The sequence below is a fragment of the Caloramator sp. genome, from assembly GCF_020054765.1.
Taxonomy (GTDB): domain Bacteria; phylum Bacillota; class Clostridia; order Clostridiales; family Caloramatoraceae; genus Thermobrachium; species Thermobrachium proteoclasticum.
In genome coordinates, this window is record NZ_JAIHAO010000001.1 from 80,733 (window position 1) to 106,425 (window position 25,693).

The window sequence follows — 25,693 nt, forward strand, 5'->3', positions numbered from 1 at the left end:
CATTACTTCCATTCGTTTGGTATTATTTTCTCTATTGTTTCTAATATGTTTTCTTTATTATCAATCTTATTGCCAATATAATAACCTAAAAGAACACAAAATACAATAAATATAGTTTTGAAAAATCCTATCAATAAAACAAGAATTGAAAATACTAAACCTGTGGCTACCCCCAAAATTTTTCCCTTATTTTCTACAAAAAATTTAACGATTGCTTCCCTATTCATATTTAAATCGCTCCTTTAACGAAGCCTTGCAGTTGTTGATAAATTTTCAACAACCACTTTAACTTCCTCAACAGGTATTTCAACTAAAGCCTCAACTTTTTCCTTTACAAGCTTTTGAACTTCTATAACTGTTTGAGGTATATTAAGTTCTGGTAGAATAACTCCCTTTATCATTATGCTGATTTTATCGCCCTGTGGTTTCACGAATACCTTTATTTCTTTAAATCCTCTTATTTGATATACAGCTTTATATACAATTGATTTAATTGTTTCAAAGGTAATTGTAATTTCACCTTCTGCTGTGTATTTTATTAAATGAAGATTATTGTTATTAGATTTTATCATTCCTATTAAAATCACTATATTTATTAAAATTAATGCACTTATTACAAGTATAGTATATATAGAATTATAATTTTTGTCCAATATGTTTATAAAGTAACTATAGTCATATACTCCTACTGAAATTGACAACAAAAAAAACAAAATTACAGTTACTATTAATATGTATATACTCCCTAATAATTTATTCATTAGCTCACCCCTATTTCATATTTGAAGCTCATACAATGCCTGTCTATATCGCATTTATATGAGCCTCTCACATTCTTATTTATTTTTCTTTTCCTCTTCCTTATTTTCTTTTGTAATATTAATTCCCTGAATATGAATATTAACATCCAAAACCTTTAATCCAGTCATAGTCTCTACTGATCTTTTAACATTTTGTTGTACTTCAAATGCTATATCAGGTATTCTTACACCATACTCTATTATCAAATTCAAATCAATTACAACTTCACCTTCTTCATTAATTTGAACTTTAATACCCTTATTTGATGACTTTACACCAAATTTCTCAACAAACTCCTCTGTAAAACCACCATACATTCCAACTACGCCTTTAACCTCTGTTGCTGCTATTGATGCAATAATACTAACCACTTCAGGTGCTATAACAACTTCTCCTATTCCATTTGTATAAATTGTATTCTCACCCATTAAATCCACCTCCAATTTTTCAAAAAGTAATAATTTTCGGGCTAAAAGCCCGAATATATAAAATCTAAATATTTACAAATTACTTCAAATAATAGTGTACAACTAATATAAAATAAAATCAATAGTTTTATTTACAAATTTTATTATTTTTGATTCTTAATTATTATTTTTGTTGGTGATATACTTGTTGTTCTAACTACATCATCCATTAGCTGTGCTGCCTGTTCGCTGGTTAAATCCTCAGCACTTTTTACACAAAGTTCAACGCCATTTTCATTGATAAAACATACAGCATCCTCAAACCCTCTCTGCTTTGCTAATTGTTCAACTCTTGCTTGCTTATCTGCCCAATCTGCAAGTAAAATTAATTTTGCCTGAGCTTGTGCAATTGCCTCTTTAGTTGAATTCTTATTATTAATAATATTCTCAAGCTCCTGCTTATGAATGCTTAATTGATTATCTCTTCCACTTCTTGCTTCAACAAAATAGTTTGAATTACTTTTTGAAGTTTGAGTAGTTTTGTCACTTAGATTAGATACACCCTTTGACTGATCATTAAACTTTTTTGCATACCAAGCAGAGCAGGCAATAAGTACAACCAACACAGCGATTATTGCAGTTTGTTTTCTGAATTGTTCCATTTAACTCCCCCCAAAATATTATTTCTAAATAATTTATATGTAACTATTAAAACTTATATTCTCTATTTTTTCATAGGTTCAACTGTAACTTTATTAGCAGGTAAATTCAAAACTGTTTTAACTGCATTTTTAATAGTCTCTTTTACTATGGGGTTATCAGCACCTTCTGCTACTACTATAACCCCGCCAATTGATGGGTTAACCTGTTTTAATATAAATGGTTTTTGCGAACTTCCTTCATTCATCATAACAACATTTATACTTTTGTTATTTTCATTTGTTGTTCTTGTTCCACCCTGACTGTCCTTTTCCTGTATAGTTCTGTTATTTTCATTTATGTTATACGCAGGCTGTGATTCGGTGCTGCCTTCAAAATATACCATAACATTAACTCTTCCTACACCCTTAATTTGTGATAATATATCAATAAGCTCTCTCTTTATCTTATCTTCATAGCTTGTACTTAAATTTAATTCTACATTTTTGCTATTTGTTTGTTCTGCATCTACATCATTGTTTTTATTTTTTCTATAGTTTGAAGATAAAATATTTGCTGCCAATATAATTAAAATACCTATTAAACATACTATCAAACAATTAATCATATACTTTTTGATATTTTCTCCATTTAACTTAAAATTAAATTTAAAACCCATACTCATCCCTCACTTTACAAAAACTATATTTTCTTCAGAAACTCTATATGATTTTGTAATGTAATTAACTATATCCTTATCTTTGTTTTCATATAAGTTATTTGAGTTATTATTTCCTATTACAACCTTCTCAACTGGTTTTATATCAGAAGAATCATCCTTTTTTAATTCAATATATTTTATACTTCCAAAATCATCTGAGCCAATTTGTGTGTTAACATCAATTCTTTTTACCGTTATTTTTTTGCCTGTATTTTTATATACATCTTTTTCAATATTCTCCTTAAGCTTTTCTTTAAATTCATCTATAGTTACTTCCTGCATTCTATTTTGAAGAGAAACAGCATTTTCAGAATTATTTAAAATTGGTTCATACTTTTTTTCATATAATGATATACTTGATTCCAAATTAAAACTTTTATCAAACAATTTAAACACAGGCATAAGTATGTTAATTATAACAATTGCTCCTATTACAAATTTAGAATATTTCTTCATTGAATTTTCAGGAAGTATCAATTCTGCAAGTGTCAAAAATATAATTAAAGTAACTATTGTAGTTATCCAACCCTTTAAAAAACTAATCATCTGCATCACCCTACCGTAATTAAAAGTCTACCTGTTGAAGCGATTATAGTAATAATTATAAAAAACATAATCGCAACTGATAAAATACTTGAAAATAAAATGGTTATTGCTCCTCCAACCGATGATAAACAATCAACTATCTTACCATCTACAATTGGTTCCATAATTGCACCAACAAATTTAAAAATGAATGCCAGTATTATTAGCTTTATGAGAGGAAAAATACAAATGCTCAACATAACAACAAGACCAACAACACTTATTGCATCCTTTAGAATCATTGAGTAACCAGCTACTGTTGTTACTGCATCAGATAATGATTTTCCTACTATTGGTATAAAGCTATCAACCATAAATTTAGTTGTCTTTAATGTAACTTGATCAATTGATGCAGATGTGCTACTTCTTATAGTTATAAAAGCTACAAAAATTGTCATAATAAATCCTAATACCCAAAGAGTTGTCTGTTCAAGCAGTTTTACTAATTTTGATATCTTTATATCATCACTTAAATTATTTACTATATTTAAAGCCACAATTAAGATGGTTAGAGGTAATATAAAATCTTTAATTACATCACTAAAAAGTTTACTTATAAACATAATTGCTGGATCAAGCATTGTTGCAGTTGCAAAACCACCAACTGATGCAACTAATATCATTAAAGAAGGCATAAGAGAATTAACAAAGTTTATCATCTGCTCAATTGTATCTCTACTTAATGCAACAATCAAAGTAAAAGACTTTATTATTATTACAACTATAAGTAGATAACAAGCATAAAAAGCTATATTTGATACTGAAGTACTCGAAAAAGAGGATTGTAAATTTTTTAAAAGAGCACAAAACACTCCTAAAAATAGAAGTTCAATCATCAGTTTTGAATTTGCAAGTATCTCTTTAAATATATATTTTTTTGATCCATCTAAAAGACTTTTGATTATTCCTTTTAATGAATGCGTATTTTTATATTCTTCTACGAGTTCACTAAAACTAAAATTAGGTATATAATCACTTCTCTGTTGTATTATTTTTGCTGTCTCTTCTAACTGTTGAAGATCAACATTAGGACTATCTATACTTTTACCTAAAGCCAAAGATTTAATAGGTATACACATATATATAATTAAAAAAACTAATATGTATTTATATTTCATTTTCATCACCTACGGTAATAATTTTAGCACCATCTCCATAACTGCCATTATAATTGGTATTGCCATAACTAAAATAAGTACTTTTCCAGCAAATTCAATTTTTGATGCTAACGAGGATTGTCCAATGTCTTTACATATTTCAATACCAAAGGAGGCAATATAAGAAATAGCTATTATTTTTAATACAATATTTACATATGTATAATCAATATTGGCCTTTAATGCAATTTCCTGCATAGCTTGTATTACAACAGTAAATTTAGTTAGCATCATAAAGAAAATTACTATTCCAAATAATATACTTACCTGTATTGCAATTTCCTTTTTTTCTTTACTCAATAATGTAAGAATTACAGCTAATATTAAAGCCATAAGAACAATTTGAACTATTTCCATCTAATCACCCTCTATAAATGAAACATTGCCACTAAGCTCCTGAATAAATTTGACATATATGAAACTGTCATAATTAAAATCATAATTAAACCAATTATTGAAACTAACGTTGAAATTTCTTTTTTATCTACACTCTCTAACACTTTGTCTAATATGGCTAATATTATACCAAACACCGCTATTTTTAAAATTTCAATTAAATCAAGTGGCATACCCTAATCCCTCCCTACACTAAAATAATGACAATCAACAGTCCTCCTAAAACACCTAAGTATTTATAAAGTTTTTCATTCTTTTCTCTTGTTACCTCTGCCTCCTTTTCAATTCCTTCAAGCTTCTTTAAAACAATATTAAAGTTTTTCTTATGGCCCTCAAAATCGCTATTACCAAGCCCCTGAATGAAGGCATTTAATATTTCCAAATCCTCCTTCTCTAAATATAAATTCTGTTTACATTCACTAAAAGCTAAATTAAAACATTCACCTATTGATTCTATTTTTTTGTCTCTTAAATAATTAGACATCTTACTAAAAAGCTCCTTAAATGGTGAAGAACAGTTTTTGGATACATTATAGAGTGCTAACCACAAGGGATTAGAAGAATACAGTATTTCACTTGATAAACTATTTATACAAAACTGAAGTTCTCTAATCTGCCTAACCCTTTCCTTATAGCCAAAAGAGTACAGATATCCCATAGCCGAAGTAGATAGAATAATCATTAAACCACCTAAAATCTTAAGCATATTACTATCCCCCTTTAGTTTATTTTTATAATATTTTCTATAGTACCTGGCCCATTTTTATTGCTTAAAAAGACAACCACATCTATACATTCATTTTCAAACAATAATTTTATTCCTCTTCGTTTTAATACATCATCTAAATCTTTCCCGTGCACTGTAGATATAACTTTTACTCCTGTATTTATTGCATCCATAATTGCCTCTGCATCCTTTATACTTCCTATTTCATCAACTGCAATAACATCCGGAGACAATGTTCTAACTGCCATCATTAACCCTTCAACCTTTGGGCATCCATCCAATACGTCAGTTCTTATACCTACATCATTTTGTGGTATTCCTAAATAGCACGATGCAATTTCACTTCTTTCATCAACAACAGTAACCTTTTTTCCTACTAAATCAATATCCTTAATACCATTACTCAAAAGTCTAACTAAATCCCTAAGAATCGTTGTTTTCCCACATCCAGGTGGAGAAACGATAAGCGTATGCTTTATTCCATCTTTATATATAGATTTTGCTAAACTTAATGCACAGCCCTTAACTTCCTTTGCAATCCTTATATTAAGGCAGGATATATTTTTTATTGTCTTGATTCTTCCACCTTCATTTACAACTTTCCCAGCAATACCCACACGATGTCCTCCTTTTAAGGTTAAAAAACCTTGTTTTATATCCTCCTCCATTGTATAAAGAGAATAATCACACATTAATAGGTATATTTTTTCTATATCTTCCTTAGTCACTATAAGTCCATTTTCACTTTTTATTTCCCCATTTTCATCCAAAAAAAATCCTTGATTATTTTTATATAACATTAAAGGTTTATTTGCTCTAAGTCGTATTTCCTCAATTTCATAAAAACCAAAATTCTTTATTTTAATTAAAGGGTTCCTGATTCTTTCTGTAAGTATTGGAAAAATATCCTTTTTAAACGTTTGTACAACTTTTTCCTTTTCATATGTACTCATCTACCCTCCCCCTTTCTTAATACAAATTATATTTTTAATTAAAGTTATTTATTACAAAAAAATGAGGGAGTCTTTCCCTCATTAAAATTTCTAAAAAAAATTAAACTAATAACAAAAAAGCCCTATGATGGATTTTAAGGCATTCCATCATAGGGCTAAATGAATACATATGTCTTATAATATTTTCATTCTTTATCGCAATTACATTCTTCTGAATCACAATGACAGTGTTCAACAAAATATATTGGTTTATCACAGTTTGGACAAACTATTTCTCCATCTTCATCGTCTTCTTCAAACATATCTTTATCTAAATAAACCTTTTCGTGGCAATTTGGACATTCTACTTCCACAAAACCATTTTCATCAAAATCATCATAATCTTCAAAATCTTCATCATACTCATCATCATTATAGTCTTCGAATATTTCATCCTCAACATCAGCTAAATCTTGATCAATTGCATCTACATATTCATCTAATTCATTTTGATTTTCCTCAAGCATTTCAATTGATTCTGCTATATCATCTAAAACATCAATAATAGCTATAAGTAACCTACCTTCCTTTGTTTCATGAGTTATTCCCAGACCATCTGATAATCCCTTTAGATATGCAACCCTTTCCTTAATATTTTGCATAATTTTTCCTCCTTCATATATTAATTAACAGTGGCCGAAGCCACTGTTCTATTATTAGTATGCATTATACTCTTGACATATATTCACCAGTTCTTGTATCTATTCTAATTATATCACCTTGGTTTATAAATAGAGGAACCATAAATGTTGCACCAGTTTCAACTGTTGCAGGCTTCATAGCATTAGTTGCAGTATCTCCTCTTACTCCTGGCTCTGTTTCAACAACTTCAAGTTCAACGAATGTTGGTGGTTCAACTGAGAACGCTTCACCCTTGTAGAACTTGATTATAGCATTCATATTCTCCTTAAGATACTTAATTGCATCTTCAACCTTTTCGTAGTTAAGTGGTACTTGATCATATGTTTGAGTATCCATAAAGTAATAAAGAGTACCATCATTGTATAGATATTGCATTTCTTTTCTTTCAATTACTGCTTCTGGGAACTTTTCTGTTGGGCTGAAGGATTTTTCTATAACTGCTCCAGTAACAACATTCTTAAGTTTTGTTCTAACAAAAGCAGCACCCTTTCCTGGCTTTACGTGCATAAATTCAATAACAGTATAAACTTGTCCATCCATCTCAAAAGTTGAACCTTTTTTGAAATCTCCTGCTGTAATCATTGTATATAATCCCTCCATAGTAAATTTATATTTAATTTTTAATTATTAACTACAGTTCAATAAGATGCTTTGGTGATTTTGAAAGAACTCTATATCCATCTTCAGTAACAAGAACTAATTCCTCAATTCTTACTCCTCCAAAGTTAGGTATATATATACCTGGTTCATCTGTTATAACCATACCTGTTTCTAAATTAAACTTACTTCTATAATTAACATATGGTAATTCGTGAACTTCTCTTCCAACTCCATGTCCTAATCCATGACCAAATCTTTCACCATATCCTCTTTCTACTATAATGTCTCTTGCTATTTTGTCAAGTTCAAAACAACTTATTCCAGGTCTTACAGCTTTAAGTGCAGCTTCATTCGCATCTAATACTGTATAATAAATTTCTTTTTGCTTATCATTTGCTTTACCAACAACAATTGTTCTTGTCATATCTGAACAATAACCTTTATATACACATCCAAAATCAAGAGTTACAAATTCACCTTCATTTATTATTTTTTCTGAAGCTGTACCGTGAGGTAATGATGATCTATTGCCTGATGCCACTATAGTTGGAAAAGATAGAGCGGAAGCTCCCATCTTTTTCATAAAAAATTCTAATTCTAACGCAACTTCATTTTCAGATACACCAGGTCTTATATAATTTAAGATGTGTTCAAATGCTTTATCTGCTATACTTGCTGCTGTTTCTATTAGCTTTATTTCTTCTTCATCTTTAATCATTCTAATCTTTTCTATAGTTTGTTCAAGTTTTACTATTTCTACTCCTTCAAGTTTTTCCTTATATGTAATATAATCGGCAAATGACATTCTGTCTTCTTCTACACCTAATCTCTTTATATTGTGTTTATCTGATAGCATTTTTATAAAATCATAAATTGGTGGCTTATATTCTAAAACTTCAAAACCAGCTACTTCATTTTGTGCCTGTTCAGTATATCTTGAATCTGTTATAAAATATGCTTTTTCCTTTGTAATAAATAAGAAACTATCATCTCCAGTAAAACCACTTAGATAATTTCTATTTTCATCCTTATAAACTAAAGCTGCATCAATATTTAATTCATTAAACTTGCTTAAAAATTTTTGTAATCTCTTTTCACTCATTTTTGTTACCCCCTATATCTTTTATTGCCATTAATGCAATTTTATAACCTACTTCTCCTAAGCCAGTTATTACACCAACACAGGCTGGTGCAGTAACAGATTTTTGCCTAAATTCATCTCTTGCATATATATTGGTAAGATGTACTTCTATTGTTGGCTTATCTATTGACCTAATACAATCATATAAAGCATAGCTATAGTGGGTATATGCACCTAAGTTTATTATTAATCCATCAGCATCTTTATAATTATTATGTATAAAGTTAATCAACTCACCTTCTATATTACTCTGATAGATTTCAACTTGTATATTTAATTCCTCTGCATTTTTCTTTATATAAGAACACAGCTCTTCATAACTTAAATTACCATATATTTCTTTTTCTCTAATACCTAATAGATTTAAATTAGGACCATTTACAACCAATATCTTCATAATATCACCCTTAATATACAATAACAATAGTATTTTAGCAGATTATTGCTCAGATTGCAAACTATAGTTTAATTTAGTAAGATATTCTATATATATTTTTTTCATCTTAAGTGAATCTTCAGCCATATTTTCTCTTGATTCACATATAATTCTTGGTGATATTTTTCTTTTTACAAGAAGTTCTGCTAATGGTTCAAATTCTGGTCCATATTGTGTATCATTAAATGTCCAATGCTTTTTTTCTCCTGCCTCTGTAAATTCTATTCTGCTAAAATGGCAGTGTAGATTATCTAACCTATATCTACCTAATGCATTTTCAATTCTGTTGAAAATAAATTCGTAATCTTCAATTGAATTAATAGCACCTCTGCCTAATGCATGAATATGTCCAAAATCTATTGTAGGAATTAATGTCTCATCTATCTGGCATATCTCTAAAATTTCATCTAATGTACCTAATTGATTTTTCTTTCCCATAGTTTCAGGGCATATAAGAATTTTACCATATAGGTTTAATTCCTTAAGCATAATTAATGATTTTTTTATAGCTACAACTAAATTTTCAAAGGCCTGTTTTCTTAAGATTTTACCTACTGAACCAGGATGCAGAACTACACGATCAGCCCTCATTTTATCAGCAAGTATTAAGGTTTTCCTTAAATATTCTTGGGATTTATCCTGCATTTCAACATCAGAACTCCCAAAATTTATATAGTATGGACTGTGTATAGAAAGAAGTATATTGTTTTCAAAAGCAGCATTACCAATCTTTTCTGCTGTTTCAAATCCTATGTTAATTCCTCGTCCAAAGGAATACTCATAAGCATCAAGTCCCCTTTCCTTTAACCATTTTGGCATATCTACTGAAGATTTATAACCTTCATCATAAAAACTTTTTGAGTTACCAGATGGTCCAAATTTTGCTGTCATATTATCCTCCCTTTTAAGTGCTTTAAATATATGTTTTGCATATTTCTAATATTTTATCAATTGTTTCTTCTAAATTATAATTTTCAACTTCATAATCACAATAATTTTTATATAGATTTATTCTTTGCTCATAAAGTTCATACAGTTTATTTTTGTCTTTTATAATCGGTCTACCCTCCAAACTCAATGTATTACTTATATCTTCTATATTTCTATTTATAAATATAATTACACCATTCTTTTTAAGATTTAATATATTATTATAATTTAAAACTACTCCTCCTCCAGTTGATATGACACATCTGTCCTTTTTTGATAGTATTTCAATTATTTTTGATTCCTTCTGCCTAAAATAAGTTTCTCCTTTATGGAACATCTCTTCTATACTTTCTCCATAAGTATCAATTAAAAGTTTATCTGAATCAAAAAAAGGTATGCCTAACCTTTGTGCCAAAATATTACCCAATGTCGTTTTACCACACCCTGGCATACCTATCAATACAATATTCATAAAGCATCACCTTTGTTATATAATTAAATTTTCTTAAATATATCTATCAATAATAAAATATAAATCAATATATGAACTTGATGTTTTGACAAAATTAACTTAAATTCTTTTGTGTACTTCCTTAAATTATTAAGCATTAAATTATTTGTAGCTTATTTCCTTATAAATGGATTTTATATATGTGCCACATATGCCTTTTACAGATATTGTATACTTTTTCTCATATTTTTTATTTTTAAAAACCACCTCAACACTGTTATTATAATCTAAGTTTAAGTCTATTGTTCTATCTTTTGCTATTTCTCCTTCTCTTTCAATTATATTCCTATAAACATAAATCAACCCAGCTTCAGCATTATTGTGGGCTTGTTCTGATAGTAGTGTACTATTTTGAATAATATTAGAACTCATCAAAACAGACGTCGTCAAAAATACTAATGTAATAAGTAAAAAGGCAATAATTATATAATAAATTGCAACACTACCTCTGCTTTTCATATGCTTCACCTATAAAACAAGTATATTTATTATTCAAATTAGTTGTTACAGTCACTTTGTATAATTTTTCTGACTTTTTCTCAACCAAAACATAATCTATTTGAGGCACTATCTGTTGCGAATCTACATTATATCTTAAAATTCCATTTTTTATATATAAAACACCTCCATAGGACGTCTTAAAAATCTCCAATCTATTTTTATTTGTTGAGTTTATTAATTGTATTTTATCCGTCCTTATTTTATCAGAAATAAAATCTATGGCAATAGTAGCATTAATTAAATCTGAATTATCTTTGCTCATCTTTTTGTTTATCTCAAAAGTAAAGCTATAAAAATCCAGCGATATCAGTACTATAATTAAAAATATAAAAAGAGCTACAATAGATTCAACTAACGTAAATCCTTTTTTCTTCATTAATTAATCACCTATCTATAACTTGATAATTTTAAAGAATACCCATTTACCCTATCATTAACCTCAACACTTAATTGATAAAGATTAAAATCAAGATATTTAAACTGAAGAATAACCATAAACCTTTCATTATTATCCTTACTTAAACTCAATATATTTTGGTCTATAGTATCTAAAAGTTCAGAAGAAGAATTTAAATATATATTACATTTTAAATCTGCATAAGAAGTACTACTCTTTTTATACATCTCACAAATGGACATTGCAATCAAATACATATTATAATTATCTCTGCTTTTACTATATAATTTTATGTTATTTATATTTATATCTGCTATAGTAGATATTAAAATAACAATAGAAAATAATACAATTAAAACTTCTATTAGAGTAAAGCCTCTTTTCTTCAAACTTATCACTTAACCTCCATAATCCTTGTGTATCCTATTGTCAATGTAATATTTCTATATTTATTAGTATTTTTATCATAAACTGATATAGTACAAGCATGAGGAGATATATTGCCATCAGGTTTAAAAATAACTATTCCGTTTTCAGGAATAGTACTCTTAACCCTACTAATTAAGTAGTCATTATTTAGTTTTCTTTTCTTTAATACCTTTCCATTTTGTCCTCCAATGTATATTTCATATCCATTGAAATCGTGTTTATATTCGTCTAATGTAAAAAAAACCTTAACCTCATTTATTCTGCTGTTTATTGCCAGCATTTTTGCCTCCTGCATATCAGTAATTATAGTCTCAATAGTACTATCTAATATATCCTTCTTAAACAAATCTAAATCTAAATTAATCACACTTAAGGATATTATTATGATAGCTATAGTGCAAATTATTTCAATTAATGTATAGCCTCTTTTATTCAAACTATCCCTTCTTTAAAAGAGTGATATATACCAGTTAAATATTAAATCACCAAATAAAACAACTATAGCTGTGGCTAATGAAATAAAAGGTCCAAAGGGTATATAATCCTTTCTTCCCTTTACCTTAAAAAGTATAAGTAGTACGCCTACAACCCCTCCAATTATAAAGGATAAAAGGAGCATTAAAAATGTATTAATAAATCCTAAATAGATTCCACATAGCAGACAAATTTCAATATCGCCTTCACCCATCGCCTTTGTCAAAAATACTATAGCTCCTATAAATAAAGCTCCAAGTAAACCTCCTAATATGCTGTTCTTAAGTGGAATATTTAAATAATACTTTTCTAAAATAACAAAAAAATACCAAACAATATTCCCGTTAATGTTGTATTAAAATATACATCTTGAGTTAAGTAGTCAATTGTACCAATAACAATTAAAAAACAGAACAAAACTGCATATTTAAAAAAGGAAATGCTAATTCCAAACTTTAAATATAGCAATCCAAACAGAGTAGCTGTCATTATTTCTATAATTGGATAAATAATTGAGATTCTCTGCCTGCAACTTCTACATCTCCCCTTTAAAAGAATATAGCTAATTACAGGAATTAAATCATACCACCTTAATCTATATCCACAATTTGTACAGTGGGACGGTGGATATGCTATCGACTCCTCCCTTGGAATTCTATATATACATACGTTTAAAAAACTACCTATAATCAGTCCAAAAATTATAGAAAAAATAAAATATGTAGTTTCCATAAACTCCCCTCCAGATTAAATATCACCTTCGCCCTCTACGATATAAAACAGCCATTTGGAGAATGTTTGTCAAGGTCAACTGCAATTGAATTTTAATTTTTTAATTTTTTTAAGTAGTTTTTCATAAGCTTTTTACACTACCTTAAATATTAATTATTTTTGTTCTGCTACTGGTTTTAAAGTACCTTCTTCTACAAGGGCTTTTAAATCAGTGACAGTATAGTTTAATAACTCACTGTTTTTTTCTGTAAGTTTATCAATCAAATTCTTAAGTCCAGTCGCATTAGGATTTGTTTCATCGATTGTTAAATCTGATATTACTGTGTTTGTATTTAATTCTACATTAGTCGTTCCCTGAACAGAGGCATTATAAAGTTCAATTGCATTTAATAACATTCTTGCTTCAGACCTTAGCTTGGTATTTTTTGCATTTACAGTATAGCTTGTTACTTCTGGTATTAAGGTTGCTGCCAAAATACCAATTATTGCTATTGCTGCAATAAGCTCAATTAGTGTAAAACCCTTCTTTTTTTTCATATAAATACCTCCCTGTCAATAATTTCAATAATAATTATTGACAGGTTTTTTATGGTTTAAACTTTAAATTATACTTCTATAAATCTTAAATATTGGTAACATCAAAGCCATAACTATAAATCCTATAAATACTGCAACCATTATAATTAGTGTAGGTTCAATATAAATTACAACCCTTTTAATATATTCGTCAAGTTCAAGATAGTAATACTCAGACATATTTTTTAAGGTTTTATCTAATGTACCTGTTTCCTCTGTTGTTCTTAATATATTTATAAGCATTTTAGGAAAAAATTCAACCTGTGATAGCGACTCACTTAGACTAACTCCCATTTGAACCCCTAAAGCTGCCCTTTTAAACTTCTCTTTTATAAATCTATTTTCAACTACATTTGTTAATATTTCTATTGACCTTGCAATTGGAACTCCACCACTCATTAACATTGCTAAAATAGCAGTAAATTGAACAGATGTATTTAATATATTTATCTTTTTAAAAATAGGAAGCTTAATAGCTAAATACTCCTTTGCCTTGTTTGCTGAATCTGTTCTTTTGTTAATTTTAAAAATTAAAAATAGCAATACCAAAAAACTTAAAATAATTATTTTGTATTCTCCTATAAAATATGATAATTTAATAACAATTTGAGTAGGTAAGGGAACTTCTTGTTTATTAAATTGATATAATATATCTGTAAACATAGGTATAATTTTATTAAATAAAGCCATCATAATGGTTATTGTCAATACAAATACCAACTTTGGATACGCGGTTGCCTGTTTAATCTTATTACTTAATGAATATTGTTTATAGTAGTAATCTGATAGCATACTAAAGATTTCCTCTAAATTGCCACTTAATTCACCAACCCTTATCATATTAATAAAAAAATATGGGAATTTTTTAGTATCTTCAAAGGCTTTAGATAAAGGCAATCCAGTCTGTACATTGCTATAAACATCTTCAAAAACATTTCTTAGCCTTCCTTCTGATTGTTCAATCAAAAGCTCAATAGTTCTTAAAATATCTAAACCCGATTGACTTGCAATATGTAATTGCTTGCATATAAAATAAAAATCATTACTATTCAATTTTCTTTCAAATTTTATATCTATCTTTTTTCTTTTAAAAATAGGAGAGACACTGATCCTTTTAAGAACAGTGTCTGTTACCTCAATACCTTCAGTTTGTATTAATCTACTTAATGTTTTACCCTCTGTTTTTTTTATTCTATTAAAGTATTTTGGCATACAAACACCCCACAGCCAAAAACTATAGATTTAAAAGCCTCATAACAATATCTCTATCAACTGAATAATTAAGAGCATCTTCATAAGTTATCAAGCCTTTTTTGTAAAGTTCAACAAGAGACATATCCATAGTTTTCATTCCATACTTTGCACCTGTTTGAACTGCTGAATCTATTTGATGAGTTTTTCCTTCTCTTATTAGATTTCTTATAGCTGGAGTCGCAACCATTATCTCCATAGCACAAACGCGTCCATTTCCATCTGCCCTTTTTATTAGTTGCTGGGATATAACTCCCTCTAAAACAGTAGAAAGCTGAACCTTTATCTGTTGTTGTTGATAAGGTGGAAAAACATCCACTATTCTGTCAACAGTTTTTGAGGCACCAATTGTATGTAAAGTTGATAAAACTAAGTGACCTGTTTCAGCCGCTGTTATAGCAATTGAAATTGTCTCTAAATCTCTCATCTCACCAACTAATATTACATCTGGATCCTCTCTTAATGCTGCACGAAGTGCGTTGGCATAAGATTTTGAGTCGTGTCCAATTTCCCTTTGGTTAACTATACTTTTTTTATGCTTGTGAAGATATTCAATAGGATCTTCAAGAGTAATTATATGGCAACTTCTGCTTTGATTTATTTCATTAATCATTGCTGCAAGCGTTGTTGACTTACCACTTCCTGTAGGGCCTGTTACTAATATAAGTCCTCTTGTTTTATTTGTAAGTTCTTTAAGAACTGAAGGCATATTAAGTTTTTCAAGTGTAGGTACCTGGGCTGCAACTGACCTTAATGCCATTGCATCACTACCTCTTTGTCTAAAAGCATTTACTCTAAATCTGCCAATACCTTGAAGTGAATAAGAAAAATCCAATTCCCCAACTTCTAAATACTTTTTATATTGCTCTTCACTTAAAACCTCCTTAACATAATGTTCTGCCATTTCTGTTGTTAATTTTTCATCAGTTATTTGAACTAATGAACCATTTACTCTCGCCGTTGGAGGAATTCCAACTGTGATATGTAAATCTGACGCTCCTATTTCTACAACTTTCTCTAACAATTCTTGAAATCTTAGCATATCTATCCTCCCTTTGTATACCCTAATCAATATTAGAAATGATTTTTACCATTTCATCTATAGTTGTTATTTTAGATATAACCATTTCTCTACAGGAATTTTTCAAAGTTTTCATACCTTTATTAATACACAAATCCCTTAATATGTCAATATTATGATTTTTAATTATCATATTTCTAATCTCTTTATCAATTTCTATTACCTCAAATACACCTATTCTACCTATATATCCACTGCCATTACATTCCTTACAACCAACTCCTCTACTTAACAAAATATCCTCTTTATCATCTAATTCTAATATTTTCTTTTCATATTCTGTTGCATAATAGGTAACTCTACAGTATGGACAGATTTTTCTAACTAATCTTTGTGAAATAATACCCCTTACAGCACAAGAAATTAAATATGTTTCTACCCCCATATCAACAAGCCTTAAAATAGCAGATGCTACATCATTGGTATGAATTGTACTTAAAACTAAGTGTCCTGTAATTGCCGCTCTTGGTGCTATTCTTGCTGTATCTAAATCTCTAATTTCACCTACCATTATAATATCTGGGTCTTGCCTTAAGACAGCCTTAAGACAGCTTGAAAAATCTAATCCTATCTTTGGATTTATATTTATTTGATTAATTCCATCTATCATATATTCTACGGGATCCTCTATTGTAATGATGTTTTTATTCTTACTATTTAAATCATTTAAAATTGAATATAAGGTTGTTGTTTTTCCACTACCTGTAGGGCCACATATTAAAATTAATCCACTATTTTGTATTATCAATCTTCTTATGATGTCTTCGTCTGCTTTATTAAAGCCTAACTCTAATCTACTTAAATTAATATTATTCTTTTTTAATACTCTAATAACAATTTTTTCACCGTGAATTGTCGGAATAGAACTCACTCTGAAGTCTATTAACTTTGAATCCATATTAACAACTATTCTACCATCCTGTGGCAACCTCTTTTCTGATATATCCATATTTGCTAAAACCTTTATTCTACCTATAACACATTGGGTTATATTTGTTGATAAACTATACATTTCAATAAGTTCACCATCAATTCTAAACCTAATTTTTAAACTATTTATCATAGGTTCTATATGTATATCACTTGCATTAATATTAACGGCCATATGTAAAATATCATCAATCAAATTTATAGCGGGTGAATTATTAATCTTTAACTGCTGGGTATATAAATTAGTATTTAATTTACTTATACTCTCTTCTACTTTATCTGCTAAATAAAGTATTTTTTTACTCTTATAATGCTTTTCTATATTAATTTTAATATCGCTTCTTCTACTTAAATACAATTTAACCCTTCGTCCCGATACCTGTTTTATTTTTTCAATAATACTTGAATCAATGTATTTATATGTAGCAACCTTTATGATATCTCCATCTTCATCAAAGGGCAATATATAATTTTCAAATATTAATTCATATGAAACCAAATCAATTGCCTTTTGATTAATTGAAATTTTATCTAAATCCACTACTTCCAATCCTAAATTATATTTTAAGTCATCTAACAATTGCTCTTCTAAAGCAAAACCTAAATCTAAAAGAGCATCCTCTGTAGAACAACTATTCATTTGTTTATATTCTTTTAATACCTCAAGTTTACTTTTATCTTTTATGATTTTAGTTTCTATATTAAATAAAATTCCTGTGCTACTCAATATATCTCCTCCTAAATTAGGCTAATAAAATTATGCACAGGAATTTTATTATTTAAACTCCTAATATTAGCTGTATCTTAAATCTACTTTTATCTTCTTTTCTAATCTTCTAAAAAATTTTGTCATTATAAACTCCCTCGAATCTATAGGATCAACAAGAATAGTTTTTATACCAACTCTATTACCTCCCAATATATCAGTAAATATTTGATCCCCAATGATGCAAGTTTCTTCTATATTGTTATCAAAAAGCTTAATTGCACCTAAAAATTTTCTCTTCATAGGCTTTATACCAAATCCTGTATAGTATAAAATTTTATCATTACTAATAAAGTTTTTAACTCGTTTTGCTGAACTATTTGAAAGTAGGCATACTCTAAATCCCTCATTTAATAACTTCTCAATAAAAGTTCTTCCTTTATCATCAATTTGTTTAGCACCCCAACAAACCAATGTATTATCTATATCTAAAATAACATTTTGTATGTTCTGTTTCTTTAGCCATTTTAAATCTATATCATAAATACTTTTAAAATAGTAATCAGGTTTTAACAAATTTTTCATACTTACCACCTTTATCTATATTTTTCTATATTTTATCAAAATATAAGTCTAATGTCTAAATAAAATTACTAATATTTTGATTTTTTAAAAATAAAGTGCCTTGAACTAAAATTCTCGGCACCATAGAACAATACACTATATAGATTCTATTTTTGCATTTCCTTAGCCAATTTCTTAAGTGCTCTTTTTTCAATCCTTGACACATAACTCCTTGATATACCTAACATCTGTGCAATTTCCATCTGTGTCTTTGGTTCTCCACATAGTCCATAACGAAGCTTTATAATTATTTTTTCCTTTTCTTCTAGAACCTTGTCTATAATCCTATAGAGCTTTCTAATAGAAATTTTACTTTCTACTTCATCTAATATTTTATCACTTTCAGTACCTAAAACATCCATCAAGCATATTTCATTCCCCTCTTTGTCTACACCAATAGGATCCTGTAGATATACCTCTGTTTTCACCTTTTTTACAGAACGCATATACATTAGTATCTCGTTTTCAATGCATCTTGCAGCATAAGTCGCAAGTCTGTTTCCCTTATCATAATCAAAGCTTTCAATAGCTTTAATTAATCCAACTGTACCTATAGAAATTAAATCATCAGAATCCTTACCAATAGGTCCAAATTTTTTGATTATGTGAGCTACTAATCTTAAATTTCTTGTAATAAGTTCTGCTTTTGCCTGTTGATTACCATTTTTATATTCATTAAACAATCTCTTTTCTTCCTCTTCGGTGAGGGGTTTTGGAAATGAAGTCCCATTTGTTATATAGCCTGCAAGTAGAAATAGTCCATCTAAAAAGCTACATATAGTTTCTATTATCAATAAAACACCCCCCTGATAGGCCTATGTACATTATATGCAACTCAGGAGGGATTTGTTCCTAATTATTCCTTTGTATAGTTATATTATATCATAAATTTTTCAAAATATAAATACATTATTATACATTAATTATAAAATTTATAGCTCTACAGACACTTTTCTATCCTTCTGTAGAGCTATTTACTTTATATTGTTATTTTAATCCTTGCTTTCTTCTAACAATTTCATTAACCTTTGCAATCATAATATCTATTGCTACTTTATTGTATCCACCTTCAGGTATAATTATATCTGCATATCTCTTTGTAGGTTCAACAAATTGTAGATGCATTGGTCTAACCACATTAATGTATTGATCAATAACAGAGTCTAATGTCCTTCCTCTCTCTTTTATATCTCTCTTAATTCTTCTTATTATTCTAACATCCGCATCTGTGTCTACAAATATCTTAATATCTAACATATTTCTAATTTCTGGCTCAACTAAAATCATAATACCTTCTAAAACTATTATGTCTCTTGGTTCAACCCTGACAGTTTCTTTTTTTCTTGTATGATTTGAAAAATCATATATAGGCTTGTCTATTGCCTCTCCCATTGACAACTTTTTTAGGTGTTCAAGTAACAATGCTGTATCAAAGGCATCTGGATGATCATAATTTGTTTTTATTCTTTCTTCAAACGATAGATGACTTTGATCTTTGTAATAATTATCCTGTTCAATAACTGCTATGCTCTCCTCAGGGAGACTATTATAGATCTCCTGTGCCACCGTACTTTTACCAGAACCTGTTCCTCCTGCAATTCCAATAATTATAGGTCTACTCATTTCAATCCCCTTTCTCTTTTACCAACATATCGTATGGCTTTAATTCTTTTTCAGACTTTATTTTATATATCATCTGTGGATGAGGTGCAACTTCTATTTCTTGTCCTTCCTCGTTCCACATATTCTCTATTGTTAATTCAAAATTTTGTCCCTTTGAAGTTAATATTTCAACCTTCTCCCCTTTAAATACTCTATTTCTTTGTTCTATTGTTGCCATTTTTGTCTCTTTATCATAATCTAAAACAAGCCCTACTATATCATGAGTTCTTATATATGATGAACTATCATATATTTGTTTTTGTGGCTTTCCAAAATAAAAACCAGTTGAAAATTCTCTATGACTTGACTTTGATACATCTTCAAGCCATTTTGGATTAAATTTATAATTATCCCCTAATTCATAATAAGAGTCTATTGCCTCCCTATAGGCTTTAACAACTGAAGCAACATAATAGGAACTCTTCATACGTCCCTCAATCTTAAAGCTTGATATACCTGCTCTAATAAGCTCAGGTATGTATTCTATCATACATAGGTCTTGAGAGTTCATAATATATGTTCCTCTTTCATCCTCAAACACAGGAAAATATTGACCTGGTCTTTTTTCTTCAACTAAATAATATTTGTATCTGCACGGATGAGCACACATACCTCTATTTGAATCTCTATTGGTCATATAATTTGACAAAAGACATCTGCCTGAATAGGATATACACATAGCACCGTGTACAAACGCTTCAAGTTCTAAATCTTTTGGAACTTTATCCCTAATTTCTCTTATTTCATCAAGTGTTAATTCTCTTGCTAATACAACTCTACTTGCTCCTAATTTATACCAAGCTTCTGCTGATTTATAATTAGTATTATTGGCCTGTGTACTTATGTGAACTTCTAAGTCTGGTGCAACCTCTTTTACAATTGAAAAAATACCTAAATCTGATACAATCACAGCATCAACATTTATCTCCCTTAATGTTTTTATATACGCAGGAAGTTCAATTAAATCATTATTATGAGGGAATATGTTTATTGTAACATACACCTTTTTACCTAAATTATGTGCAAATTCAATTCCTTCCTTCATTTCCTCAATTGTAAAGTTATCTGCCATAGCTCTTAGGCTAAAATTTTCCCCACCTATATAAACTGCATCTGCTCCATAAACAAATGCTGTCTTCAACTTTTCTAAATTACCAGCTGGTGCTAATAATTCTACCCTCTTCATTATAATTCCTCCTTTATTTTGGTGCTCAAGGCCACCCCGTCTCCAACAGGAAGAACAACTGTTTCAAATATTGATGAATCAGATATTTCCTTAAGATACTTACGCATCCTTTTTACAATTGTTATTTTTCTTCTTATAAGAAGTTCATTTGAACAAACCATACCTCTAAATAAAACGTTATCAGCAAATACAATTCCATTTAATTTTAAAAGTCTATTTATTTTATTAAGCATTTCACTATAATGTCCCTTTGCTCCATCAATAAATATCATATCATATTTACCATCTAATTTATCTAAAATCTCAAGGGCATCTCCCTTAATTATTTTTATTTTTTCTTCTGCCTTTGCCCTTTTTATATTTTCTAAAGCAGTATTATACATATTTTCATCTCTTTCAATTGTCACAATTTCACAATCACTTCCTGCAGCATCAGCCATCAAAAGTGCTGAATACCCAATTGCAGTTCCAACCTCAAGAATTCTTTTAATATTGTTTGCCTTAATTATAACCTTTAGAAATTGTGCTACTTCCTTGTGAACAATCGGAACATTATTTTCCTCAGCATACAATCTTAATTCATTTAATAATTCATTATTCTCAGTTATTAAACCCCTTATATAATCTTCAACATAATCGTGAACTATTTTACTCATAATCTCCTCCAACTAAATAGAAGATACTCATTTATTACTGTGCTTTTTTCTTAAGAACTCTTCATAGGATTTGGTGAAAAAATGACTACCATCCCTTTTACTTTCATCAACTAAAAAATATAAATAGTCAACATTCGCTGGATTTAAAGCTGCTTCTATTGAAGCTAAACCAGGGTTACATATAGGTCCAATTGGTAAACCCTTTATAATATAAGTATTATATGGTGAATTTATCTTTAAATCATCAAAGGATAGTTTTTCTTTTGTTCTTCCTAAAGCATATTGAACTGTTGCACAGGATTCTAATTTTATATCCTTTTGAAGTCTGTTATAAAATACTGCCGCTATAATTGGTCTTTCTTCCTTAACCTTTGCTTCTCTTTCAACAATTGAAGCCAATTTTATTACATCATCTAATGTCATATTTTCTTTTTTTATTTTTCCTTTTATATTCTTTTTATAAACATCATCAAATCTTTTTAACATAATATTTATAATTTCATAATTAGACATTCCTTTTTTTATTTCGTATGTATCAGGGAAAAGATATCCTTCAAGTCTTGAAGGTCTATCTTTGATCCCATCTAAAAATTCATAATTAAAACTGCCATTTTGAGCTTCTTCTAAAAAAGAATCAATATCTTTTATTATCTCTAAGCTTTTTAATTTTTCTGCTATTTGTTTTACCGTAAATCCCTCAGGAACTGTTACCATAATAATATTTTTATCAGTTTCACCGTTATTTATCATATTGAATATTTGCTTTAAAGACATAGTTTGGTTAAATTCATAAGGTCCTACATTAAGTTTTAAGTTATTTAACTTAAAATAGTATTTAGCAACAAGATAACTTCTAACTAACCCCTTCTTTTTTAAACTCTTTGCAACAAAATCTATATCCGCCTTCGTTCCAATTCTGAAATCTACACCCTTATTATTTGTCTTAGACATTGGAACATTTATAATATAGTATATACTTCCTAAAACAACTGCCATAATCAAAAGAAACAAAATAAAAATCTTTTTACTTTTACCCATAAACCCAAAAACCTCCTATTGCTTTTTTCTTGAAGCTTCCCTCTTTCTCATTGTTGAATCTAATATTTTTTTCCTCATTCTAATACTTTTTGGTGTAACTTCAATAAGTTCATCAGATGAAATAAGTTCTATACATTTTTCTAACGTAAGCTCCATTGGTGGAGATAATTTTAAGGCTTCATCAGAACCTGCTGCTCTCATATTTGTTACGTGCTTCTTTTTACATACATTAACATCTATATCCTCATTTCTTGAACACATACCAACTATCATACCTTGATATACTGGTGTACCAGGTGTAATAAACAACGTACCTCTTTCTTGTGCATTATACAATCCATAAGTTACAGCTTCACCTGTCTCAAAAGCAACAAGCATTCCTCTGCTTCTCTCTTGTATATCCCCCTTATATGGTTCATAACCATTAAATACGTGATTCATTATTCCATTACCCTTAGTATCTGTTAAGAATTCATTTCTATATCCTATTAATCCTCTTGCTGGTATTTTAAACTCTAACCTTACATATCCATTAATTGCTGATGTCATATTAACCATTTCAGCTTTTCTTGTACCTAATTTTTCCATTACCGCCCCCATAAATTCTTCTGGTACATCTATTGTTAAGTATTCAATTGGTTCGTGTAAAACCCCATCTATCTCCTTATATATTACCTGTGGCTTTGATACTTGGAACTCATATCCTTCACGTCTCATTGTTTCTATCAAAATAGATAAATGCAGTTCCCCTCTTCCTGAAACCTCAAAGACATCTGGTGAATCTGTTTCTTTTACCCTTAGTGCAACGTTTGTTTCAAGTTCCTTAAATAATCTGTCCCTTAAATGTCTTGTTGTTACATATTCTCCCTCTTTACCCGCAAATGGGCTGTCATTAACACAAAATGTCATAGATAATGTAGGTTCATCAATCTCAACAAAGGGTAGTGCCTCAACATTTTCAATATCTGATACTGTTTCTCCAATATTTATATCGCTTATTCCTGCAACTGCAACTATGTCACCCACAACACCTTCATCTATCTCTTCCCTCTTTAGTCCATTAAATGTATATAATGTAACAACCTTTGCATTTCTAACTAAACCATCTTTACCCACTACAGCAACCTGTTGATTTTTCCTTATTCTACCTCTATAAACTTTACCTATTCCTATTCTTCCAACATACTCATTTGAATCTATCGTAGTTACAAGCATCTGCAATGGAAGATTTATATCTCCCTCTGGAGAAGGTATATTGTCAACTAAAGTTTCAAATAGTGGCTTTAGATTATTTGATTCTTCATCAAGTGAATATTTTGCAATTCCTTCTTTTGCAGAACAATAAACTACTGGAAACTCTAATTGTTCATCATCTGCACCAAGCTCAATAAATAAATCTAAAACTTCATCAACAACCTCTAAAGGTCTTGCATCAGGCCTATCTATCTTATTAACTACCACTATAGGCTTTAGTTTCAATTCAAGTGCCTTTCTTAAAACAAATCTTGTCTGAGGCATAACCCCTTCAAAGGCATCAACAAGTAACAGTACTCCATCAACCATCTTTAAAACTCTCTCTACTTCTCCACCAAAATCAGCGTGCCCAGGAGTATCAACAATGTTTATCTTTATGTCATTGTAATATACTGAAGTGTTTTTAGCAAGAATCGTAATGCCTCTTTCACGTTCTAAATCATTAGAATCCATTACTCTCTCTTCTACCTTTTCATTGCTTCTAAAGATTCCGCTTTGTTTTAACATCGCATCAACAAGTGTAGTCTTTCCGTGGTCTACGTGTGCAATTATTGCTACATTTCTTATGTTTAAATTGTTCATTTATGTCCCTCCATAACAAAAAAATAAATAGGATATCATAACGATATCCTATATAATAATCATATTTATTTTACGAAAAATGAATATGATTGTCAACGTGTGTGTTTTTTTGTCAAAACTTCAATTGCAGTAGCAAGTATAACTCCTAATATACCAGCTGAAACAAATTCTCCAAAACCAATTGTACCAACTGTTGCTATGTATGGAGTATTTGACATTTTACTTACCCAAATAGGTATAATTAATGCATTTAAAAGAATTGGTGGTAAAACACCTATATATTTATTAGGTGCCTTTGATGTTAAATACGCTGCTGCTAAAGTCGTCAAACTTCCAAAAACTATATCTATTAACCCAAATCCGCCAAAAATATTAGATAGCATACAGCCTATAAAAAGTCCAGGTATTGCTGATGTTTCAAATAAAGGCAAAATTGTTAGTCCCTCAGATACCCTAAATTGTATAGGCCCAAATGAAAAATTTGCAAAGGGTAGTGTTAACACAACATAAAGTGCTGCAATAAGCCCTGCCTTAACATAATATATAGTTGGCTTTTTCATAAAAGACCCCCATTCTATATGTTATTAAAATCAATATCTACAGCTTCACCTAATATTTTAATTATATCCTGCCACATTATAGAAAATCTTCTCTCGGCTTCTAAGTATTCTCTAATTACTGAATTGTGCTGAATAATTCCATATAGATTATTTATTGCTTCCATTTCTTCTTTTGTAATTTGAATTCCCTGTAGTTGTTTAGAATAAACTTCAAATTCCTTTTTTCTTAAGTCTTCAATTATTTTCTTGTTTTCTTCGTTTTCTTTAATCTTCTCCATCATTTTTTTGTATTCAATTACTTCTGGTGAATTTTTTAGTAATCTTGCAAGCTCATGTGCCTTATCATAGATATTCATCATAATCCCCCCT

General features: G+C 29.3%; 34 protein-coding genes and 1 pseudogene. All 35 read right to left on the reverse strand.

Features of this window, described 5'->3' with window-relative positions; genetic code table 11:
• Positions 1–2 precede the first annotated feature (2 nt).
• On the reverse strand, positions 3–227 hold the full coding sequence (locus tag JG776_RS00435) for a DUF2273 domain-containing protein (RefSeq protein WP_291963890.1): 225 nt from the start codon (positions 225–227) through the stop codon (positions 3–5).
• A gap of 15 nt (positions 228–242) precedes the next feature.
• The gene (gene amaP, locus JG776_RS00440; protein WP_291963891.1) at positions 243–761 is read right to left on the reverse strand and encodes an alkaline shock response membrane anchor protein AmaP; all 519 of its coding nucleotides are present in this window, start codon (positions 759–761) and stop codon (positions 243–245) included.
• Positions 762–836: 75 nt separating this feature from the next.
• Positions 837–1,229 carry an Asp23/Gls24 family envelope stress response protein gene (locus tag JG776_RS00445; RefSeq protein WP_027308278.1) on the reverse strand — a complete coding sequence of 131 codons (393 nt, stop codon included), beginning with the start codon at positions 1,227–1,229 and terminating at the stop codon, positions 837–839.
• Between the two features lie 143 nt (positions 1,230–1,372).
• Positions 1,373–1,870 (reverse strand): SpoIIIAH-like family protein, encoded by a 498-nt coding sequence (locus JG776_RS00450; RefSeq protein WP_291963892.1) that lies wholly within the window; start codon positions 1,868–1,870, stop codon positions 1,373–1,375.
• A 62-nt stretch (positions 1,871–1,932) separates the two neighbouring features.
• The gene (gene spoIIIAG / locus JG776_RS00455) at positions 1,933–2,526 is read right to left on the reverse strand and encodes a stage III sporulation protein AG (RefSeq protein ID WP_291963893.1); all 594 of its coding nucleotides are present in this window, start codon (positions 2,524–2,526) and stop codon (positions 1,933–1,935) included.
• A gap of 9 nt (positions 2,527–2,535) precedes the next feature.
• On the reverse strand, positions 2,536–3,114 hold the full coding sequence (gene spoIIIAF, locus JG776_RS00460; protein ID WP_291963894.1) for a stage III sporulation protein AF: 579 nt from the start codon (positions 3,112–3,114) through the stop codon (positions 2,536–2,538).
• A 5-nt stretch (positions 3,115–3,119) separates the two neighbouring features.
• Complete coding sequence (spoIIIAE, locus tag JG776_RS00465) at positions 3,120–4,271, reverse strand: stage III sporulation protein AE (protein ID WP_291963895.1); 1,152 nt, start codon at positions 4,269–4,271, stop codon at positions 3,120–3,122.
• A 9-nt stretch (positions 4,272–4,280) separates the two neighbouring features.
• On the reverse strand, positions 4,281–4,667 hold the full coding sequence (spoIIIAD, locus tag JG776_RS00470) for a stage III sporulation protein AD (protein ID WP_291963896.1): 387 nt from the start codon (positions 4,665–4,667) through the stop codon (positions 4,281–4,283).
• An 11-nt stretch (positions 4,668–4,678) separates the two neighbouring features.
• Complete coding sequence (locus JG776_RS00475) at positions 4,679–4,879, reverse strand: SpoIIIAC/SpoIIIAD family protein (protein WP_291963897.1); 201 nt, start codon at positions 4,877–4,879, stop codon at positions 4,679–4,681.
• 14 nt (positions 4,880–4,893) lie between these two features.
• A complete protein-coding gene (gene spoIIIAB / locus JG776_RS00480) occupies positions 4,894–5,412 on the reverse strand; it encodes a stage III sporulation protein SpoIIIAB (protein WP_291963898.1) in 519 nt (172 codons plus the stop codon).
• Positions 5,413–5,426: 14 nt separating this feature from the next.
• The gene (gene spoIIIAA / locus JG776_RS00485; protein WP_291963899.1) at positions 5,427–6,386 is read right to left on the reverse strand and encodes a stage III sporulation protein AA; all 960 of its coding nucleotides are present in this window, start codon (positions 6,384–6,386) and stop codon (positions 5,427–5,429) included.
• A 185-nt stretch (positions 6,387–6,571) separates the two neighbouring features.
• Positions 6,572–7,027: a CD1247 N-terminal domain-containing protein gene (locus tag JG776_RS00490; protein ID WP_291963900.1), complete on the reverse strand. Its 456-nt coding sequence runs from the start codon at positions 7,025–7,027 to the stop codon at positions 6,572–6,574.
• A 64-nt stretch (positions 7,028–7,091) separates the two neighbouring features.
• Positions 7,092–7,649 (reverse strand): elongation factor P, encoded by a 558-nt coding sequence (gene efp / locus JG776_RS00495; RefSeq protein ID WP_027308288.1) that lies wholly within the window; start codon positions 7,647–7,649, stop codon positions 7,092–7,094.
• A 49-nt stretch (positions 7,650–7,698) separates the two neighbouring features.
• Positions 7,699–8,769, reverse strand: coding sequence for a Xaa-Pro peptidase family protein (locus JG776_RS00500; RefSeq protein ID WP_291963901.1), 1,071 nt, complete (start codon positions 8,767–8,769; stop codon positions 7,699–7,701).
• A complete protein-coding gene (gene aroQ, locus JG776_RS00505) occupies positions 8,762–9,205 on the reverse strand; it encodes a type II 3-dehydroquinate dehydratase (RefSeq protein WP_291963902.1) in 444 nt (147 codons plus the stop codon). The genes JG776_RS00500 and aroQ overlap by 8 nt, the downstream gene beginning before the upstream one ends.
• Positions 9,206–9,247: 42 nt before the next feature.
• Positions 9,248–10,135, reverse strand: coding sequence for a TIM barrel protein (locus tag JG776_RS00510; protein WP_291963903.1), 888 nt, complete (start codon positions 10,133–10,135; stop codon positions 9,248–9,250).
• A 22-nt stretch (positions 10,136–10,157) separates the two neighbouring features.
• Positions 10,158–10,646, reverse strand: coding sequence for a shikimate kinase (locus JG776_RS00515; RefSeq protein WP_291963904.1), 489 nt, complete (start codon positions 10,644–10,646; stop codon positions 10,158–10,160).
• 141 nt (positions 10,647–10,787) lie between these two features.
• Positions 10,788–11,144 (reverse strand): hypothetical protein, encoded by a 357-nt coding sequence (locus JG776_RS00520; protein ID WP_291963905.1) that lies wholly within the window; start codon positions 11,142–11,144, stop codon positions 10,788–10,790.
• Positions 11,128–11,562 carry a prepilin-type N-terminal cleavage/methylation domain-containing protein gene (locus tag JG776_RS00525; RefSeq protein ID WP_291963906.1) on the reverse strand — a complete coding sequence of 145 codons (435 nt, stop codon included), beginning with the start codon at positions 11,560–11,562 and terminating at the stop codon, positions 11,128–11,130. Before JG776_RS00525 ends, JG776_RS00520 begins: the two co-directional genes overlap by 17 nt.
• A gap of 11 nt (positions 11,563–11,573) precedes the next feature.
• Positions 11,574–11,981, reverse strand: a complete 408-nt coding sequence (locus tag JG776_RS00530; protein ID WP_291963907.1) for a type II secretion system protein — start codon at positions 11,979–11,981, stop codon at positions 11,574–11,576.
• Positions 11,978–12,448, reverse strand: a complete 471-nt coding sequence (locus tag JG776_RS00535) for a prepilin-type N-terminal cleavage/methylation domain-containing protein (protein ID WP_291963908.1) — start codon at positions 12,446–12,448, stop codon at positions 11,978–11,980. Before JG776_RS00535 ends, JG776_RS00530 begins: the two co-directional genes overlap by 4 nt.
• A 12-nt stretch (positions 12,449–12,460) precedes the next feature.
• Positions 12,461–13,218: pseudogene (locus JG776_RS00540) on the reverse strand (prepilin peptidase).
• A 153-nt stretch (positions 13,219–13,371) separates the two neighbouring features.
• A complete protein-coding gene (locus JG776_RS00545; protein WP_291963909.1) occupies positions 13,372–13,755 on the reverse strand; it encodes a prepilin-type N-terminal cleavage/methylation domain-containing protein in 384 nt (127 codons plus the stop codon).
• 63 nt (positions 13,756–13,818) lie between these two features.
• The gene (locus JG776_RS00550; protein ID WP_291963910.1) at positions 13,819–15,006 is read right to left on the reverse strand and encodes a type II secretion system F family protein; all 1,188 of its coding nucleotides are present in this window, start codon (positions 15,004–15,006) and stop codon (positions 13,819–13,821) included.
• A 22-nt stretch (positions 15,007–15,028) separates the two neighbouring features.
• Positions 15,029–16,087 (reverse strand): type IV pilus twitching motility protein PilT, encoded by a 1,059-nt coding sequence (locus tag JG776_RS00555; protein WP_291963911.1) that lies wholly within the window; start codon positions 16,085–16,087, stop codon positions 15,029–15,031.
• A gap of 22 nt (positions 16,088–16,109) precedes the next feature.
• Positions 16,110–17,783 (reverse strand): GspE/PulE family protein, encoded by a 1,674-nt coding sequence (locus tag JG776_RS00560; RefSeq protein WP_291963912.1) that lies wholly within the window; start codon positions 17,781–17,783, stop codon positions 16,110–16,112.
• Positions 17,784–17,849: 66 nt separating this feature from the next.
• Positions 17,850–18,347, reverse strand: a complete 498-nt coding sequence (locus JG776_RS00565) for a YqeG family HAD IIIA-type phosphatase (protein ID WP_291963913.1) — start codon at positions 18,345–18,347, stop codon at positions 17,850–17,852.
• A 146-nt stretch (positions 18,348–18,493) separates the two neighbouring features.
• Positions 18,494–19,180 carry an RNA polymerase sporulation sigma factor SigK gene (gene sigK, locus JG776_RS00570; RefSeq protein ID WP_291963914.1) on the reverse strand — a complete coding sequence of 229 codons (687 nt, stop codon included), beginning with the start codon at positions 19,178–19,180 and terminating at the stop codon, positions 18,494–18,496.
• Between the two features lie 193 nt (positions 19,181–19,373).
• Entirely contained in the window at positions 19,374–20,009 is a 636-nt protein-coding gene (udk, locus tag JG776_RS00575) for a uridine kinase (RefSeq protein ID WP_027308303.1), read from the reverse strand.
• Between the two features lies 1 nt (position 20,010).
• The gene (locus tag JG776_RS00580; protein WP_291963915.1) at positions 20,011–21,234 is read right to left on the reverse strand and encodes a U32 family peptidase; all 1,224 of its coding nucleotides are present in this window, start codon (positions 21,232–21,234) and stop codon (positions 20,011–20,013) included.
• Positions 21,234–21,890, reverse strand: coding sequence for an O-methyltransferase (locus JG776_RS00585; protein WP_291963916.1), 657 nt, complete (start codon positions 21,888–21,890; stop codon positions 21,234–21,236). The genes JG776_RS00580 and JG776_RS00585 overlap by 1 nt, the downstream gene beginning before the upstream one ends.
• A 27-nt stretch (positions 21,891–21,917) precedes the next feature.
• On the reverse strand, positions 21,918–22,928 hold the full coding sequence (mltG, locus tag JG776_RS00590) for an endolytic transglycosylase MltG (protein ID WP_291963917.1): 1,011 nt from the start codon (positions 22,926–22,928) through the stop codon (positions 21,918–21,920).
• 15 nt (positions 22,929–22,943) lie between these two features.
• Complete coding sequence (gene typA, locus JG776_RS00595) at positions 22,944–24,764, reverse strand: translational GTPase TypA (RefSeq protein ID WP_291963918.1); 1,821 nt, start codon at positions 24,762–24,764, stop codon at positions 22,944–22,946.
• Between the two features lie 92 nt (positions 24,765–24,856).
• Complete coding sequence (locus tag JG776_RS00600) at positions 24,857–25,324, reverse strand: QueT transporter family protein (protein ID WP_291963919.1); 468 nt, start codon at positions 25,322–25,324, stop codon at positions 24,857–24,859.
• A 14-nt stretch (positions 25,325–25,338) separates the two neighbouring features.
• On the reverse strand, positions 25,339–25,680 hold the full coding sequence (locus JG776_RS00605) for a YlbF family regulator (protein WP_027308308.1): 342 nt from the start codon (positions 25,678–25,680) through the stop codon (positions 25,339–25,341).
• Between the last annotated feature and the right edge of the window lie 13 nt (positions 25,681–25,693).